Annotated in this window: 14 protein-coding genes and 1 pseudogene; 6 read left to right on the top strand and 9 right to left on the bottom strand. The window is 42.1% G+C overall.

The annotated features are described in order from the left end of the window. Positions 1–129: 129 nt before the first annotated feature. Positions 130–813 (bottom strand): inovirus Gp2 family protein, encoded by a 684-nt coding sequence (locus ACED41_RS20700; RefSeq protein ID WP_371725591.1) that lies wholly within the window; start codon positions 811–813, stop codon positions 130–132. A gap of 801 nt (positions 814–1,614) precedes the next feature. Between ACED41_RS20700 and ACED41_RS20695 the strand changes: the two genes are divergently transcribed. Then, entirely contained in the window at positions 1,615–2,214 is a 600-nt protein-coding gene (locus tag ACED41_RS20695; protein ID WP_371725590.1) for a hypothetical protein, read from the top strand. 313 nt (positions 2,215–2,527) lie between these two features. Further along, positions 2,528–3,445, top strand: coding sequence for a DUF6236 family protein (locus ACED41_RS20690; protein ID WP_102393636.1), 918 nt, complete (start codon positions 2,528–2,530; stop codon positions 3,443–3,445). Here ACED41_RS20690 and ACED41_RS20685 read toward each other — a convergent pair. Continuing rightward, positions 3,442–3,996, bottom strand: coding sequence for a recombinase family protein (locus ACED41_RS20685; RefSeq protein WP_371725589.1), 555 nt, complete (start codon positions 3,994–3,996; stop codon positions 3,442–3,444). The two genes, ACED41_RS20690 and ACED41_RS20685, sit on opposite strands and share 4 nt — an antisense overlap. 398 nt (positions 3,997–4,394) lie before the next feature. Here ACED41_RS20685 and yfcC point away from each other — a divergent pair, with 398 nt between their 5' ends. Both yfcC and ACED41_RS20675 read left to right on the top strand, forming a co-directional pair. Then, entirely contained in the window at positions 4,395–5,873 is a 1,479-nt protein-coding gene (gene yfcC / locus ACED41_RS20680) for a putative basic amino acid antiporter YfcC (protein ID WP_017071864.1), read from the top strand. 128 nt (positions 5,874–6,001) lie between these two features. Beyond that, positions 6,002–7,009, top strand: a complete 1,008-nt coding sequence (locus ACED41_RS20675; RefSeq protein WP_017059743.1) for a succinylglutamate desuccinylase/aspartoacylase family protein — start codon at positions 6,002–6,004, stop codon at positions 7,007–7,009. Positions 7,010–7,122: 113 nt separating this feature from the next. On the opposite strand, the gene ACED41_RS20670 is transcribed toward ACED41_RS20675, so the two are convergent. From ACED41_RS20670 to ACED41_RS20650, 5 genes are all read right to left on the bottom strand, one after another. After that, positions 7,123–8,136 (bottom strand): DUF2955 domain-containing protein, encoded by a 1,014-nt coding sequence (locus tag ACED41_RS20670; protein ID WP_017059742.1) that lies wholly within the window; start codon positions 8,134–8,136, stop codon positions 7,123–7,125. Then, the gene (locus ACED41_RS20665) at positions 8,126–9,190 is read right to left on the bottom strand and encodes an HlyD family secretion protein (RefSeq protein WP_017059741.1); all 1,065 of its coding nucleotides are present in this window, start codon (positions 9,188–9,190) and stop codon (positions 8,126–8,128) included. The genes ACED41_RS20670 and ACED41_RS20665 overlap by 11 nt, the downstream gene beginning before the upstream one ends. A 244-nt stretch (positions 9,191–9,434) precedes the next feature. Further along, positions 9,435–11,315 (bottom strand): ATP-dependent zinc protease, encoded by a 1,881-nt coding sequence (locus ACED41_RS20660; protein WP_371725588.1) that lies wholly within the window; start codon positions 11,313–11,315, stop codon positions 9,435–9,437. A gap of 305 nt (positions 11,316–11,620) precedes the next feature. Beyond that, the gene (locus ACED41_RS20655; RefSeq protein WP_029235636.1) at positions 11,621–12,430 is read right to left on the bottom strand and encodes a M15 family metallopeptidase; all 810 of its coding nucleotides are present in this window, start codon (positions 12,428–12,430) and stop codon (positions 11,621–11,623) included. Positions 12,431–12,511: 81 nt separating this feature from the next. Further along, positions 12,512–13,240 (bottom strand): DUF429 domain-containing protein, encoded by a 729-nt coding sequence (locus tag ACED41_RS20650; protein ID WP_371725587.1) that lies wholly within the window; start codon positions 13,238–13,240, stop codon positions 12,512–12,514. A gap of 237 nt (positions 13,241–13,477) precedes the next feature. Here ACED41_RS20650 and ACED41_RS20645 point away from each other — a divergent pair, with 237 nt between their 5' ends. Next, the gene (locus ACED41_RS20645; RefSeq protein WP_371725586.1) at positions 13,478–14,335 is read left to right on the top strand and encodes a HaeIII family restriction endonuclease; all 858 of its coding nucleotides are present in this window, start codon (positions 13,478–13,480) and stop codon (positions 14,333–14,335) included. A gap of 53 nt (positions 14,336–14,388) precedes the next feature. Here ACED41_RS20645 and ACED41_RS20640 read toward each other — a convergent pair whose 3' ends face one another. Continuing rightward, entirely contained in the window at positions 14,389–15,402 is a 1,014-nt protein-coding gene (locus ACED41_RS20640) for a DNA cytosine methyltransferase (RefSeq protein ID WP_239937933.1), read from the bottom strand. 109 nt (positions 15,403–15,511) lie between these two features. Further along, positions 15,512–15,796 (bottom strand): annotated as a pseudogene (locus ACED41_RS20635) (NgoPII family restriction endonuclease); the annotation flags it as partial. Between the two features lie 121 nt (positions 15,797–15,917). Here ACED41_RS20635 and ACED41_RS20630 point away from each other — a divergent pair. Next, positions 15,918–16,891, top strand: a 974-nt coding sequence (locus tag ACED41_RS20630) for an IS4 family transposase (RefSeq protein WP_371725585.1), incomplete at its 3' end; no start/stop codon positions are given.

The raw sequence follows: 16,891 nt of genomic DNA, 5'->3' as shown, positions 1-16,891 counted from the left end.
CGCTTACCTTTCGCAAGTCCTTGCAGGGCAAGGGGCTTCGTAATCTTGCCCTGGGCCTGGGATCTATGTAACAGGCGATAAATGGGAGGAGGAGCTTATCGCTCCTTCTCTTTCACTTTAAATTTGCGACTAACTTCGACGACTAGAACCAAAGGAACGCTGCCCATCTCCGTACTTTTTTGATTTAAGCTTTGCCAGGTATGACACTCGACGAAATAACTCATTGAACCCTTCATTACATAATGCATTATTCAAGTCACTCTCACTTTTCCCGCGATGAATGTGGTATGTACAGTTATCAGGAATAAACACCAAATTATGAGCATCTTTTATATCTATTTTCAAAGCACTAGACCAAGCCTCAACGAGCATTTGATAGATATGCTTACAACCACCATTAAATGGCTTTTTTCGGGTATAATCACCGATACTTCTAAAGTTGTTTTTATTCACTAACAACAATAGATGATAGTGGTGATTTTTAGCATTTTTAATTTCCTTACACCATGCATATCTAGGCTTTTCTCTACTAACACTATTATTCCTCCTCTTAATTTCAGCTTCAATTTTTGACTTAACAGAACTCCAAAATAAGCGCATGTAATTAACATCACTTTCAACCTTGTAATCTTTAGGAAATCTAAGATCAAATCTAAAAGCAGTGACGCGGCTAAAATCATTAAGCGAATCTAGTATCAAATCATATATTGAATTCAAGTATGACTCGACAAACTCATATGGCCTATCACTAATTTTAACATCATTAAATGAATCTTTTTCAATTACCTTTGGTAGCTTAACCTTACAGTTCATCACTCGTTTCCTCTATGCTATTACACATAAGGAATACTGCTCATATCATTTTTTACAGATTTGACTATCCGAGTTATATTCGTTGTTACTATGTTTAATACCTATATATATTAAACATTACCGACTATCAAAGTCGTTACACCATCACGCCAGTACTAGCCTTTCCAAGAAAAAACCACTCTGCATTTATTTCTGTCAAAATTCCTAACATCAACCCTCCTAATGTAGAAAAGCAATCATACTTCGACGTGAAACTGTCACTTTCACAGACACATTATGGGTAGCCTGAAAGCTAAAGCCATAAAGACACCATAATTAAGGTTAGGACCGATGTAACCATGGGGGTTAAAGCTGTATTGGCATACCTACAAATCTCTCTGAAATATGCGATAAGCACTACAGAAACATGCTTCAAAATCGCGATAGAATACTCATGATATCTACATGTAGATACCATGGTAATTCAGGGTAATTAATAAAGTGACAGGGAGACGTAAAATGAGTGGATTTATTGCAGATAACAATATTTCAAGTGGTAACCTAAAGTACTTAATAGCAACTGATGATCGAGAAGCTGACTATTAAATTAATTATTTAAGAATTAACCAGAATGCAATTGAGTACTCCCTCGATCGTAAAAATGAGCATATTAACCGAGCATTAGTAAAACAATACAAAAATTCAGAGTTAAAAAAGGCCGCATCAGAACTAAAAATAGGATTTAATCAAAGAAGAATAGACAATAAAGAATGGTTTTGGATATCAGAGGAAAAATGTAGAGAGGTAAACTGGCTATGGGGATTGTTCAATCTATTTATTAATAACACTAGCTACATTGAAACGATATTAGATGAAGATGATATTAATAGATTATTCATCCCCCATCACTTCAGTAAACTTCACAGCATTAAGTCAAAGCTAAATGGAATAATTGAAATATTAGAAGACCTAGATGATATCAAGACAGTTGAAAGAATTACTCTCAACCTTCAAGAGCACTGGAAGCGCTTTGTTTCTCCTTATGGATTAGAGGATTATTTAAATATACAAGATAAAGAACAATGTGAATGGGCAATTGAAAGTTTAAAAAAGAATCAATTCATCAGTGAAATATCAAACATCTTTATCCCAACCGATGATTTAGATTATTATTTTTTTTCATTAGCGATATTTGATCTGATCGATAATAAGCGAGATAAAGAACTGCTGTTACTTAAAATGCGAAAAGCATGGACCCAAAAGAAGTATCGTTCGAAAGAAAATGGTAAACGAGCATACAGCATTAGCTTATCCCCTGATACAAAAGACAAACTCGACAAGATCGTTGACCTTAAAGATGGAAAAATCTGCAATGCAATAGAACGACTGGTAAGCGAGGAATACGATAAGCTTCACCGTTGAATACGACATAGTCCATCAATGTCCACTAACAACCATAAGCTATTGTATTCCAAAAGATATTCCATTGGAAAATCTAATTAATTTAAATTCATTAAAAGCAATAACTTAGAAAACCAATTCAACTTACGCCAGTTCACCAAACGTTTGGAAACAGCGTTATTTCAATAGGTTAGCGCCTTTTGGGATAGCGCTGTTTTTGTATGGGTGCCACAGTAAAGTGCCACACTTCATAAAGTCTATTCTCTTCCTTTCCCCTATTCAACACCTTGCATTATCATAATAACCTAACTATCTGAGTGTAAGGCGATTATCAATGGAAAGAGGTATTGTTCTATCTCCTCAATTTGAGTATCCAGAAACAGGTGGGGCTTTATTTCGTTCTGCTACTGATGATTTTGAGTTACGTAAGTACCTACTTTATTGGGATAAGATTGAAGTTCCTAAATGCTCCTCGATAGAGTTTGATTGCTGGCAGTTCCAAGAACTAGAAAAAGCTGGTGCGTTACAACGAACTCGACATGGAGAAAAACCTCGCTCGCTTGGAATGCGCATGGAACAAAGCAGTGTGATTAACGTATCTAACTTTATGACTGCTGAGATTGTTGATTGCACTGATGTAACCCTAAGCAAAAAGGCTGGAGATGAAATCCTTGCTTCACATGAAGCAATTTTTAAACAGCTCAATGAAGCACATCCAGGCTTATGGTCTAAGGCTCAAATCTCGGATAGCATTCTCACCACAACTCCTGTAGATAAAGAGAGTATTGAACTGGAGCTTCACGGTTTACTACCCGTCCCTACTGTTAGCACACACTTCGATTCTATACTTGAATTTAAGTACAAGCATCATGATGAACTGCTCGCGTTCCGTAGTTACCTAGATGAACTCTACCAGTCAGTGCTAACTGCTGGTGACATACCTAGAGCAAAAAATACCGCAATGATTAAGCTGGAAGCTTCCATTAGAGATGTCAATCGCACCTTAGAACAGTCCAAAATAGACATTAGTGTCGATAGCCTTCGCTCTGTGATTTCAGATACAACTGGTATCCTAGGCTTAACTCTTGCTGCACTAGGTACAGCATCGCAATTTGGTTTTGACCCGTTAAAAGCTGGCTTAGCTGGTGCAGCAATAGGAATTGCACCAAAACTAATACGCCAATCATCCGACTCCACTCCAGCGGAACTCATGTACCTCAAGAGCGTGAGAAGAGAGTTTAAACCAGCTTAATACTCTCTAGCGTCAAGGAGCCGATACAGTGTCGCACGACCTATCCCTAATTCTTTAGCTGCCTGAGCTTTAGGTACACCGTTATTCAATAGCTTCTGCACGTCCTCTCTAGTAACCTGTGCCTTTGGTCTACCAATGTGTTTACCAGCTGCCTTCGCTGCTGCTATCCCCTCAGCCTGACGCTCTTTAATCAATTCCCTTTCCATCTGTGCCACTGCTGCCAGTATCCCTAGTACACCTTTCTGCGCTGCACTCATTACACCATCGAATCTCATTCCTTCCTTGTGGAACTGTACCGATACACCTTTCTGGTTCATCTGCTCCACCAGCCCTACAGCATCACCTGCACCGCTACGACAGATACGGTCTAGGCTGTGAACATGCAGCACATCACCATCCCTGACATAATCCAAGCACGCCTGTAGCTGTGGTCTGTCTACTGTCTTAGCTGATACCTTTTCCTCGAACACCTTATCCAGTTTCACATCTGCTAACTGTCTGCTGGTGGACTGCTCTGCTGTACTAACTCGAATGTAACCTACGTTCGCCATGCTTACTCCTAGTGTCTCAAAACCTCTTAACACTTACAGGATTGCATGTATCAAAACTCTAAGTCAATGCTTTTGAGACAACCTTAGATACAGTCTCATAAGGTATAGTTTTTTATATATCCAGAGTCGCTCTATGAAACTTACCGCACTGCTTAAAAAGCACCTGAGCTAGGACTTTTTACCTCTAAATAAAACCAGGCAATAACAAGTTAAAAATAAAAACCATCATGCCACGCAAAAACAAGAACATAACACCACCAAACAAGCCAAAAACCAACTTAAAATTGACATTATATGCTTAATTAGTGATATTTTATGCCAATCTTAATTATAGCTAAAAACTGACAATGAGCACGACAACCACAACATCGGATACCATCCAAAATAAGACATGGAAAATGCCAGATACTCTGGTGCTAATTTTCTTTATCGCGTTGCTTGCGACTGCAATGACATATGTCATACCTGCAGGCATGTTTGAAACACAAGACATCAGCTATGTTTCTGATGGTGCAGAGAAAACTCGTACCGTTCTAGATCCAGCTTCATTTGCCTATCACACCGACCCCCAAGGCAACCCGATTTACAATACTGTCGGACTATTCGCCAGCGGTGGTGATATCGGCTTAATGAACTTCGTATTTGAAGGTTTAGTGTCTGGATCTAAGTGGGGTTCAGCAATCGGCGTTATCATGTTTATGCTTGTGATTGGCGGTGCTTTCGGCATTGTGATGCGCACAGGTACTATTGATAACGGTATCTTGCGTCTCATAGACAAAACCAAGGGCAGTCAATCTCTTTTCATTCCAGTATTATTTGCACTGTTCTCGCTCGGTGGGGCTGTATTTGGTATGGGTGAAGAAGCCGTCGCCTTTGCCATTATTATCGTGCCGCTAATGGTACGTATTGGCTATGATGGTATTACTACGGTAATGGTGACGTACGTAGCGACTCAGATTGGTTTTGCTGCTTCTTGGATGAACCCATTTTCTGTTGCTGTTGCCCAAGGCATTGCTGGTGTACCTGTCTTATCTGGGGCATCGGTGCGTATCGCTCTATGGGTTTTCTTCACCGCGCTCGGCATCGCTTTTACGATGTGGTATGCGAATTCGGTAAAGAAAGACCCTTCGAAATCTTACAGTAAAGCTGGTGATGTTTACTTCAAGAAGCAACAAGGAGACTTGACTCAATCACGTTGGAATATCGGCGATACGTTGGTGATTCTCACCGTGATAGCGAGCATGACCTGGGTTATTTGGGGTGTAGTGGTTCACGCATGGTACATTCCTGAAATTGCCTCTCAGTTTTTCACTATGGGATTTGTTGCTGGCTTAATCGGTGTTATTTTCCGATTAAATGATATGACCATCAACGACATGGCCGATTCATTTAAGGAAGGCGCAAGTGTGATGCTAGCGCCCGCTATTCTTGTGGGTAGTGCTAAAGGTATCTTGCTGATTTTAGGCGGCGGCAGCGATGCAACCGAGCCAAGCGTACTGAATTCAATCTTAAGCAGTGCGGGCGGTGTGATTAGTGCATTGCCAGAAGCGATGGCTGCTTGGCTGATGTTCGCCTTCCAAGCTATTTTCAACTTCTTTGTAACGTCAGGATCAGGGCAGGCAGCTCTAACGATGCCATTAATGGCGCCACTCGCCGATTTAGCAGGTGTGACTCGTCAAGTCGCGGTTTTAGCATTCCAGCTAGGTGATGGCTTTACCAATATCATCGTCCCAACATCAGCTTCTTTGATGGCAACACTAGGTGTATGCCGCATTGACTGGGGTGATTGGGCAAAATTCTGCTGGCGCTTTATCGTGCTGCTATTCTGCTTGTCGAGCGTTATTATTGTTGCGGCTCACCTGCTGGGTTTTGCATAACAGCGCCTTTCAATATTTACGTGTATCTCAATGGGCAGTTTACTGCCCATTTTTAATCACAGCTTTCAATAACAATCATCCAACACAGACTCAGAATAGATTGTGAACCAGAGACAAAGGAAACTAGTGTGAGAAAAACTACTTATACCAATGATGTTCTAAATGGACACCCTGTAATATCTCAACTCAATGTTGATGACTTACCGATGGGATGCCATCGTTTCTGGTTTGAGGCACAAACTAACGGTGTTGGTCAAAATCATCATTTACCTGTGGTCGTCTATCGCGGTGAGCAAAGTCAAAATGCTCGCAAAATAATGGTAACGGCAGGCGTTCATGGTGATGAATTAAATGGAGTTATTACCGCACAGAAGGTCATTCAAAAGCTCGTAAACGAGGAGATACACGGCACAGTCATCATTATTCCGATGATTAATGTGTCAGGTATGTTGATGCACAGCCGAGATTTTATTTCATCGGATCCGGATGCATCCCCAGCAAACCTTAACCGTATATTCCCTGGAAACCCGAACGGTGATGCCTCACAACGTTTTACACATTCAATTTGGCAGAACCTACTCAGCCATAATGCGGATCTTGCTATCGATCTGCATACCCAAACTCGCGGAGCAGAGTATCCTTTGTATGTCTTTGCCGATTATCGAATCCCCGCAGCAATCAAAATGGCTCGATTGATCAATCCTGACTGTATTTTTGATGATCCAGGTGATGATGGCGTTTTAGAAACGCAGCTCAATAAAAGTGGTACGCCCGCTATCACCGTCGAGGTTGGTTCTGGAAAGGTTTTACAACCCGACCTCATTGAGCGTTCAGTGAATGGCGTGATGAATATCCTGCACTCGGAAAATATCATCTCTACAAAGATAGATCAGCCTCACTATGCCTGCTTTGAAGGCAAAGAAACGGTGACCATTAGAGCCAATGTCGGTGGTTTCGCTCTCCCTCAAGTTAAGGTCAGTGAATCAGTACAATCAAAACAATTGATTTCAATTCAATATGATAGTTTTGGTTCTGAAAAACAACGTTATTACGCCCCTGCTGATGGCTATGTACTCAGTGTCAATCAAGATCCGATGCGTGAACCGGGCGCTTTGTTAGTCAGACTATTGAAGTAACACGTCACTTCATCAAATGGCTCTTTACTGATGGCATTTGAGTCGTTAACCCATATTGTGAAAAGGGGATAACTCGGCAGAGCTATCCCCTTATTATTACTTATAAATATTAATCACTTACTGTGATCGGTATGACTATGATTAGTATTACTGCTGAGAAAGCCCAGTACCACTGCGCCAACCATGACTGCACAAACAATGGCAAATAGACGTGTCATTTGTGCCGAGAGGGACGCAGATCCTGGGTGGCTGATGATCTGATAAGCCAAGGTCGTAAAATTAGTAAACAAGAGCTGATAAATCGTCAGATTCGCCTGCCGCCTGATAGCAAAACACGCAAGTTGCAAACCACACACCAAACTCACGCCATAAATAACCAAGATTGGAGCGCCTGACACCATCATGATCATCACAGGTAACGTAAACAGAATGCCAACGCCAGTGGTGACAAGCTTGTTTCGGCTGAATGTACGGTGGTCGTGATTCGATGGGCTTTTCAACATACTGCCAAGCGTAATCGCAATCAACATCGTTTGTGACACCGAATTTCCTACCAAAATCGCCAGCACAACCACAACCGCGGTCGCTTTAAATGCAACCATGATATAGTCACCAGTAGTGGGCGCATCGGAAACGGCCGCAGTCGGAAGGACATTCACTTCATCCCCCGGGAACAACCAGAACCCCAAGTAAGTGACGATCAAAGCTATCACCAGCTTTTCAAAGAACAATAGGGGCAATCCCGCCATTGGGAGATGCATCTGCTTGTTGACCACCACCATCACGATGACCACGATAATGGTCAGTGTCGCGATGATATCTTTTGTATTCTGATGGCTACGCTGATAACTCCAGAACAGCAATAGCCAGCAATAGAGGACAAAACCGGTTGGCGAGTCGACCAATACACTACCAAAAAACACCACACCAAAGCTGATTAAGATTAATGCAACAATCACCTTTAATATTAAATTAATCGGTGGTTTGGATGGCATCAATGTCATGAACATCACAACAAATATGGGCGACAAAACAGCGAGCATCTGCCCACTTTGTTGATGGTAGAACAATAGCGAAAGCGGCAGTAACACCAATCGAATAATGGAGTTAGCTGAGCTATGAAACATAAGTCCACACGCTTAGAATTCTCATCCAAAGCTGAGCAAGCCACTCACCTGGGGTACTTTGCTCTGTCATGACAGCCACTGTGGCTTGTGAACCAAAACGAATGTTGCTTGGAACCTCACCATGATCAAACACAATATTGACTGGGTAGCGCTGCGCGGCAATAGAATTGGTGTCTGAATTTAAAAAGCCAGTCTCTTGGTCAGTGCTATTGCTGCCACCCGTTCCCCAACCAATGCTATCAACCGTGCCGTATAGCACTCGCCCCGGTAACGCATCCAATACGATCTCAACTCTTTGCCCGACTTGTATATGCTCTAGCGAGTTTTCTCTGTATAACGCAGATATCCACACCTCTCGCGGATCAACAAAGGTCAAAACAGGTGAGCCTGCGGTTGCTCGCTGGCCTACCGTCAGTTGTAGGTTACTCACCACGCCATGAGAAGGAGCCATCACTTGGGTTTTCTGTAAGTTGAGCTGAGCCTGCTCAAGGGCTGCAATCGCCGCCAACACTTGTGGATTATCACTCCCTTCTGGCCCTAACGCTTGTTTTGCCTGAACCAAAGAGGCTTCTGCGGCTTTCAATGACGCTTCAGCACGATCACGATTCTCTATGGCGTTGTCTAATTCAGAGCGGCTAACCAGCCCTTTACTGGCGAGTTCACTCACTCGACTCGCTTGCTCTCGAGAATTATCCCGAGCCGCAACCGCCTCGGTCACTTTCGCTTGTGCAACGTTAACCGCCGCTGTGCTTGCGCCAATATTTTGGCCTACTTGAGCAAGATTCGCTTCAGCGGAACGCAAACTGATCTGATAGTTTCGAGCATCAATTTCAAACAACACTTGGTTCGTTTCAACGACCTGATTATTTTCAGTTTGCACAGACGTGATATTGCCAGAAACTTCAGGAGCAATACGCACAATATAAGAGTGAACACGGGCGATCCCCGTCATTGGTGTGACGCGGTCGGCCCACAAACTGTAAAGCCACACTACTAAAATAACCGAAATAATAATTAAACTAAGCTTACGCGAAGATTTTTCTGCTTTTGACATGCTCTCTCTCTCGATCCGACAGCACGATTTACTCGCCTGCCGAATACGATGTTTTAAAAATTAAAGTGAATTCCACTTCATTGTAGTCTAGTCGATCTGTCTCTTGAGTAAAAACAAACGATTACTTGAAATATTGTCACGGCAACAATCATCAATTAACAATCAACAAAAAGCCACACATCCCATTAATGAAATGTGTGGCTGTTTAGATCTGTTCTGCTACGAACTTAGATAAGTTTAGGGGTTACTCCATATCACCTAACAAGTAATCTTCATCGCTGCTCACTACTGCGCCGTGCTTCAAGAAGTTCTTACCTAGGATCATGCTGTATTCGAAGCGAGAACGGTCTTGAAGGTTTACCCTCACCTCTTTCTCTAGGTCTCCGAGCTTAACCTTCATTTCTACCACAGGGCGAATGTTCACCTTCTCGCCTTTCTTCGCTTTAATGCGCATTACATCAATCACTGGCTTGGTGAAATCTTGCTTATCGCCTTGGTTGTTTTGATAGGTAAAGCTCACCATGTCTTGGCCATCTTTCTTAAATCGTTTGATGTTGACTGCGTTCATTGAACTCACATCCGCACCAGTGTCGAGCTTGGCCGGGAACTTCATGCCGTTCACTTCAACGACTTCGATGTGCCCAACTTTAAACAGTGGTTCGGCTTTCAGAAGGTAATCAGAACGCGTATTAACGTAAACGCCCTCTTTTGCCATCTTCTTGCCTAAAATAAAGTACGCTTCTTTCTCATTTGTATTGAGCACGTCGATGGCGAACTCTTGCGTACGCACTTTTCCAGACACCGCAAACTCACCACTTACAACAGGGCGAGTATCATCCCCGACTTTAAGCTTCTTAATAATTGGCTTGGTCACCTTCTGCTTCTCACCATTTACATCCGTAAGATAAAATTCAACGGAAGCATCTTTGCCTTTACCTGTCATTTCAAAACTGTCGACCTTCAGCAAAGGTGTATTGACAGTGAAAGAAGCCACGGCCTTAAGCGGGAAGTTATCAATCGTAATGTCTTCTTCTGGTGAGATAATTAAAGGCTCACCAGCCTCCGCCACATCGCTAAAGCTCTCTGAACCTTCAGAAAGAATATTTTCTGCATTGGTATCAATCATGAAGAGCTCACTGGCTGTGCTGGTTCCAAATCTCAACTGCGACTCACTACTCGAGCGCTCACGTAGGTACACCAGAACGTCTTTAGTTGTGTTTTCATCGAGTTGAACTGGCACATAGACTAAAGGTCTCTTCTTACCGCTCACGCTTAACATACGAACCAACGGCAATGTCATCTCTTTTTGTTTGCCGTCGTTATCGAACATATCAAACGTCACTTCACTGTTCTTTTTGTCTATGTCGATGTCTTTAGCATGCAAAATACTGTAGCGGTTCTTTAAAGAGAAGGTCGCATTCATCGCCATTCCAGAGATAGACACCACCTCTTTACGGCCAACAACCGTCGCATTTTCTTGCTCTTGCAAGTAGTCATAACCCGCAAACACCAAAGCGTTATCAGCAAGGAAGGTTTTACCAATCAGCACAGGCGCAGAGAAGTGGCTTCTGTCGGTCAGGTTAACGTCTGTTTTTAGCTCTTGGTCTGCAATGGTGAGCGACATTTTTACGGTAGGGCGAAGCAAAGGCGTGCTGCTGGTGCGGCTGCGTATCATGCTGACACGCTCTAAAGGCGCTTCGATTAATACCATGTCTCCCGTCCGCGGGTTTTGAACCTTAAAAGACACCACAGCCTCATATTTCGCAAAGGTACTGCCATCCCAATCATCGTAATCAACATCGGAATTGTTCAACAGGTCTTCGGTTAACGCCGCCATCAACTCTTGGTCTTTGAGATTTTGGTAATCGGGATTAGAGCTCTTCACATGAATGTCTTCAGCATGCATAGAAGTGGTTTCCGCACCGGTATCAATTTTACCAATGAAAGGAACGTCTTTTAGCCCTTGAACGCTAGATAGGTACACGTTCTCAGTGCGACCTAATACCGACTTACCATCGAGTTCGTAAGTGGGATTTTGAGTGGTAGGTGAAGTGTCAGTAGCCAAAGTGTATTGTGAAAAAAGTAGAGTGCTTAAAAGAGTTAGAGCCAAAGGTATCTTTTTCATTAGTTGGTCCGTTGTGATCAGTTCACTAATAATACTGGCGTTTGCGCGAAGATTTCCCCCACCAGCAATGGTTCTCACATAACGTTAACGCTATGAGTTTTTAAATGACAAACCGATGACTTTGCGCTGCATTCGCTTATCGATTATTGACTAATGGATACCCAATAACCTTTTCAATGCTCGGTGTTCTATTGAAGAAATGAATACAAAAAAGGCCAACGACGAGCGCTGACCTTAGCTATTCAAAACACACCTGAAGCGAGTTTAACTTGCTAAAACACAAACGGTTCTAGATAAACATAGCACTAAAAAGTCCCGACTGTTTTCTTTGCACAGATAGCTCGAGCTTTTTCTGCGTCCTCACCTTTATTTTTGAGATAGCACTGTCGATAAGATTTGACGTAGCGCTCAAATAACACCTCGGCTTCAGGTTGTGGTTTAGAGAGCAGTTGGTTAACGAACTTTCTTGATCCAACCTCAAAATGCTGAGTATCGATTGGGCTATTCCAATCCCCTCCCCAGATCATAAATCCGTGATGGGCAAACAGCTCCACCACATCTTCAGCCATGCCGCGGCGTTCAATTTCATCACGAGCACGAAAACGAGTACGGTTCACATAACGAGTCGCAGATTGTGAAGGCTTTACCGTGATTCTTCCGTTGCTATCAAACTCTAAGAAAGGGTTTTGAACTGGGTTGATGTCGATTGCCACACCATAGGCATGTTTCGACCAACCTCCTCCGCCTGTAATAGGACGAGCGTTAAAGGCGCTGCTGTTGTTCGCATCCATTGAGGCGCTATCATCACCTCTGAATTCACGCATTAGGCGAGCGGAATGAAGAGGAAAATTGCGCTGTTTGAGCTCTGAAAAGATTTGTTCAACAGCAGGCGCAATAACATCAAGCACGATCATATTGCCCTGTTGCGTTTCCCCTTTGAAACTAATGAAATCGAAATCCACTTTGGATAGTCGCTCACAACCAACGGGCGCACCACTACTCAAGACATTGTTCTTTTTCATCATGTCGCATTGCCATTGAGATATAGGAGCGACTTGGGCATAACTCACTGCACTGAGCACAGTGGCCAGACAGCCGACAATAAAACGTTTCATATCAAAAACTCAAAATAGTAAGAGTGAAAAGTAGCAGAAGTTGGAAAATAGCATATTAAGCCAAGTTGAGCGCACGCTTTGTTAGCGTGTTTTGTTCCAGTAAACAATCTCTCTAACTCGTCCGTTCTGATCCTTGTCAGCTTCTCCACCAACATCAGAAAGTTCAGGTAAGGTCGATAATTGCGGAGCGTAATAGGCAACTAACATAAGTACGAACGCATCGTAAATATCGTCTATCGCGGCGTCTTTACGTTTGGTATTTGAAATGGCCAACGACAAGCGGTCACACCATTGAGGGGATAGCTGCTGAATAATAGAAAGCCGTTCCTCTTTGCCTTCTTGCGTTCGTTTTGAAAACGTCAGCGGTTCGTCTTTCAATGCTGCAAACACCACTTCAGGATGTGATTCCCTGATAGAAAGATTGGGATGAGTTTCAATGAGCTCATCAAGCTCGCGAATCTTGGGCACAATTCCCCAAGTCTGTTTAGAAAACTTCTTATCAAGCTGCTCCACATTGGCACTGCACGCCGCAATGTAATCGGTTTGGTAAACCGCCTCACGACACGGAACCGGAAACACCGAAGAACCACGTTTGCTGGTTAGAAAACGCCTTGCTGCTTTGTCACACAAGCGATCTGGAGTTTGTGCATCACTAAAACCAATAGGCATATCGATAAGCGCCGTTGAACCGATAAGATCACTCGCTAGCTCATCGAGGGTGTTTACCACTTTAAACGCAGGTATCTCATTGCCAAAGACAATCCAAGCGATCCAACCCGCCTTGCAGCCATCAATTCCGATGTATTTCATTGTTTATCTCGAAAACTAGTTTACGACAAGAGTTGCGTCTTGTATGGCACTGAGCATAAACAAGTTTTTACTACATTAGTCAAGCTTCTTCAATTATACGAACGCAAATTGGAGTACGTAGTGAAGGTCAAGGTTAAAGAACTAATTGATCAATATCACGTTAAGTAATTCTTTCATCATACTTTCACGCGAACAAAGATAGAATGTCATTCTTTAACTATTAACGGTGGGGCTGGAATGATCTCAAATCGAAATGGAAGGGCACTAGAGTTTGCTTTAGTCGAAGCATTTGGTTCACTACATGCGAATACTAACCTAGTAGGTAATACACTTGATAATCAACAAAGAGATAGTGCTCTATTCAATCAGTTAAATATCAGCATGCAGACTTATTATGAGAAACAATGTAAAAGTTTTGCACAGTGGGTTCTCTCAAACAAGTTTGCTGATACTCAATCGCTAATCACTATTCGTAGGCTAACGGATCAAGACGCTGTCGCAGGGGATGTTACTGATATTAGATTACTTTCGGGCACACAAGAGTATAACATTTCACTTAAACACAACCATGAAGCAGTAAAACATCAAAGACCTGGCAACTTATTCGCTCAGTTAGGCGTAGACAACAAGATTGAAGAAAAAGCGTATAGAGGAGCAATAAAGTCAATCTCCAACGATTTTTTTGAGCGAGTATCAGTACTCAATACAGTTTTATTTAAAGAAGTTAAAGAGATAGATGAGAGTATTATTAATGATTTTTATGAGGACATGTGTCATTTAGTTGCAGATACAATAAATGGTCAACGAGTCGATGCTCAATCAGCATTCAACTTCTTAGTTGGTAATTGTAACTTTGATAAAGTGATTGTAACTGCTGATACAATCAAAGTTATGGAGTTTAGTGACATACAACTCCCCACTTTAATGAAAGCGACTAAAACTAGCTATAATCGTGTTAAATTAGAGTTTGATAACGGTTTTAAATTTGATATGAGATTACACACTGCGAGCAGCAAATTTGCCATAGGAAAAACAATCAGTCAGAAATTTGATACAAAACTGATTGAGCATAGTGTTAATTACTTCAACCTATAGTTCTTTTAAGTAATGGTATTTACGCCCCCATCAACAGGGGGCTCTCTAGTCTACTATGCTGCCTGTTGTACTTTTGCTTTATCTAAGTGTTCTAAAATACTAGTCGCAAGTGCTCTCGCAAAAGGGACTGCAACAGCGTTGCCAATCATTTTATATCCAGCAGCCACATTGTTGTAAACAAACTCAAAATCATCAGGAAACCCTTGAATTCGAGCGCACTCTCGTACACTTAAACGACGATATTTGTCCTCAAAACCTTCGACAAACTTAAATTTGTCAGTTTCAACTTTTTGCATTCGCGGTGCACCAGGGTGAATAGGTGCATGCCTACCACCAGCTTGGATCGTAAATGAGGGTTCATCCCAAACACGTACACGATTACGTGACATAAACATAGATGAAAAACCACCAATCATGTATTCATGATTTAGCACTTTTACACCTGGATTAGGCTTTTGCTTCTCAAGGGCTGGAACCGCTTTACCATCAAGATCAAGCAATATATCTTTTAATGTCTTTTTATCTTCTTTCTCGATAGGCTCAGGGAAAGAATAGTTAATATTCAAATCACTTCTAAAACCAATAAAAATCACACGCTTTCTATCTTGTGCTGCTCCATAATCGACAGCATTCATCATTTGGTAATAAAGATCATAACCAGCTTCTTTAAACATTTCTTTAATATTATTTAGAGCATTAGCATGTCTAGCATGCTGCATACCACTAACATTTTCAGCTAAAAAGAACTTAGGTTTTTTAGCTTCTAGAATACGAATGAAATCAAAAAATAACTGACCACGTTTATCTTCAATACCACGCTGAGAACCGGCCTCACTCCAACTTTGACATGGAGGTCCACCAATAATGCCATCACACTCTGGAACTTCATCAGCTTCAATATCCGTGATACTACGAGTCACTAATTTAGTCTTAGGATGGTTCTTTTCATAAGTAGCCCAGATATCTTTATCGTACTCATTTGCCCAAGCGACATTAAAGCCAGCTTGTTCGAAGCCTAGATCAAGACCGCCAGCGCCGGCGAAAAATGAAACAATTTTTTTAGTCATATGTAGTGTATTTTGTTGGAAATGTAAGCGCATTATAGCAATTAACTGTACATAAGGCCAGTGTTTTATTTATTTACTATTCATTGATTTAGAAATTCCAACGAAGGTATCAAGTTGATGAAATCAATGTAACAGAAATAAACTCCCCTTCAGCTTCTGGGTCAGGGATCAAGAAGTCATGTCGAATATTGATGTTGATGTTCTGTTCAATCTGAACACGGTCTTCTTGAGGAAATGACTCATATTTTCTGTTCTTCATAATGGCATAGATACCCGGTTGCTCGGGCAAATTATTAAAAGCACTGGTAGGATGCTTTAAAAGCCACATACTTCTAATACGAAGGTGAGTGTTAGCTTGACTATCGATACCATTTACTCTTCCTAGCTCTTTAGTTCTAGAGAAGTCTCATAGACAGGATCTTAAGAGCTAACTTGTTTATTTAGATAGAAAAAAGGCTTAATTTATGATCAGATAATCGTCGCCAAACAAACTACCTACATCAATAGTGAAGCCGATGACGATTATCTCCTTACAGCAGCAATTTAAGCAATTCTTTAATGCTGACACCCTCCAAAAAATGGCGAAAAGTACAGGCCTGATGAAACGGTGTCGGGCGATATTACCCGAGCAGCTAGTCATTAGCTTAGTGGCCGCGTTAAGCAAAGGAAACTGCACTTCCATTGCGGATTTACTGCGACAATTCAATGGGATGTGCTTGAGCCCTGAAGGTGCCGTGGCATACAAGCCTTACCATAACCAGTTGAGGAAAAATGAGTTTCCTAATTTCATGCGGCAACTTGTTATGCGAGCAATAGCTCAATTTGCTCGCCAGCAGAATGTCGGTCTACCAAATAAGCTCGACACCTTTGATGATGTACTGCTTCAAGATGGCAGCTCTTTCCACATCCATCGTGACCTGGCGGATGTTTATCCGAGTCGATTTAAACGTAACCCTGCAGCGGTTGAATGTCATATGACAATGTCGTTGAAAAGCTTTTCTCCAGTCGCGATGAACATCAGCGCTGATACGGCATCAGAAAGAGATTTTTTACCTGAGCCCAAAACGATGAACAACAAATTGCTGTTAGCTGACGCAGGGTATCCTGATTTCCACTTCTTTCGAGAGCTTGAACAGCATGGCGGATTCTATATTGTCCGAGGTGCTAAGTCTCTGAACCCTATGATTATTGAGGCAAGGAACGGCAAGGGGCGACTGCTGCCTAAGCTAGAAGGGAAGAAGCTGAAAGACATTACTCGAGGTACCAACCGTTCGCAGGTCCTTGACCTAAAAGTCCGTCGAGGTAAACAAGAGTTTAGAGTCGTGCGACGATGGTTTGCTGAAGAAAAACGATTCTGCATTTGGATAACTAACTTACCTTCAGACACCTTTACTGCCGATGACATCATGGCGATCTACCGCTGTCGATGGCAGGTGGAACTGCTTTTTAAAGAGTTAAAGTCTCACACCAACTGGCAACGATTTGTCAC

The organism is Vibrio sp. 1F255, from assembly GCF_041439145.1.
GTDB lineage: Bacteria > Pseudomonadota > Gammaproteobacteria > Enterobacterales > Vibrionaceae > Vibrio > Vibrio crassostreae_C.
This window is presented reverse-complemented; position numbering and strand designations above follow the sequence as displayed.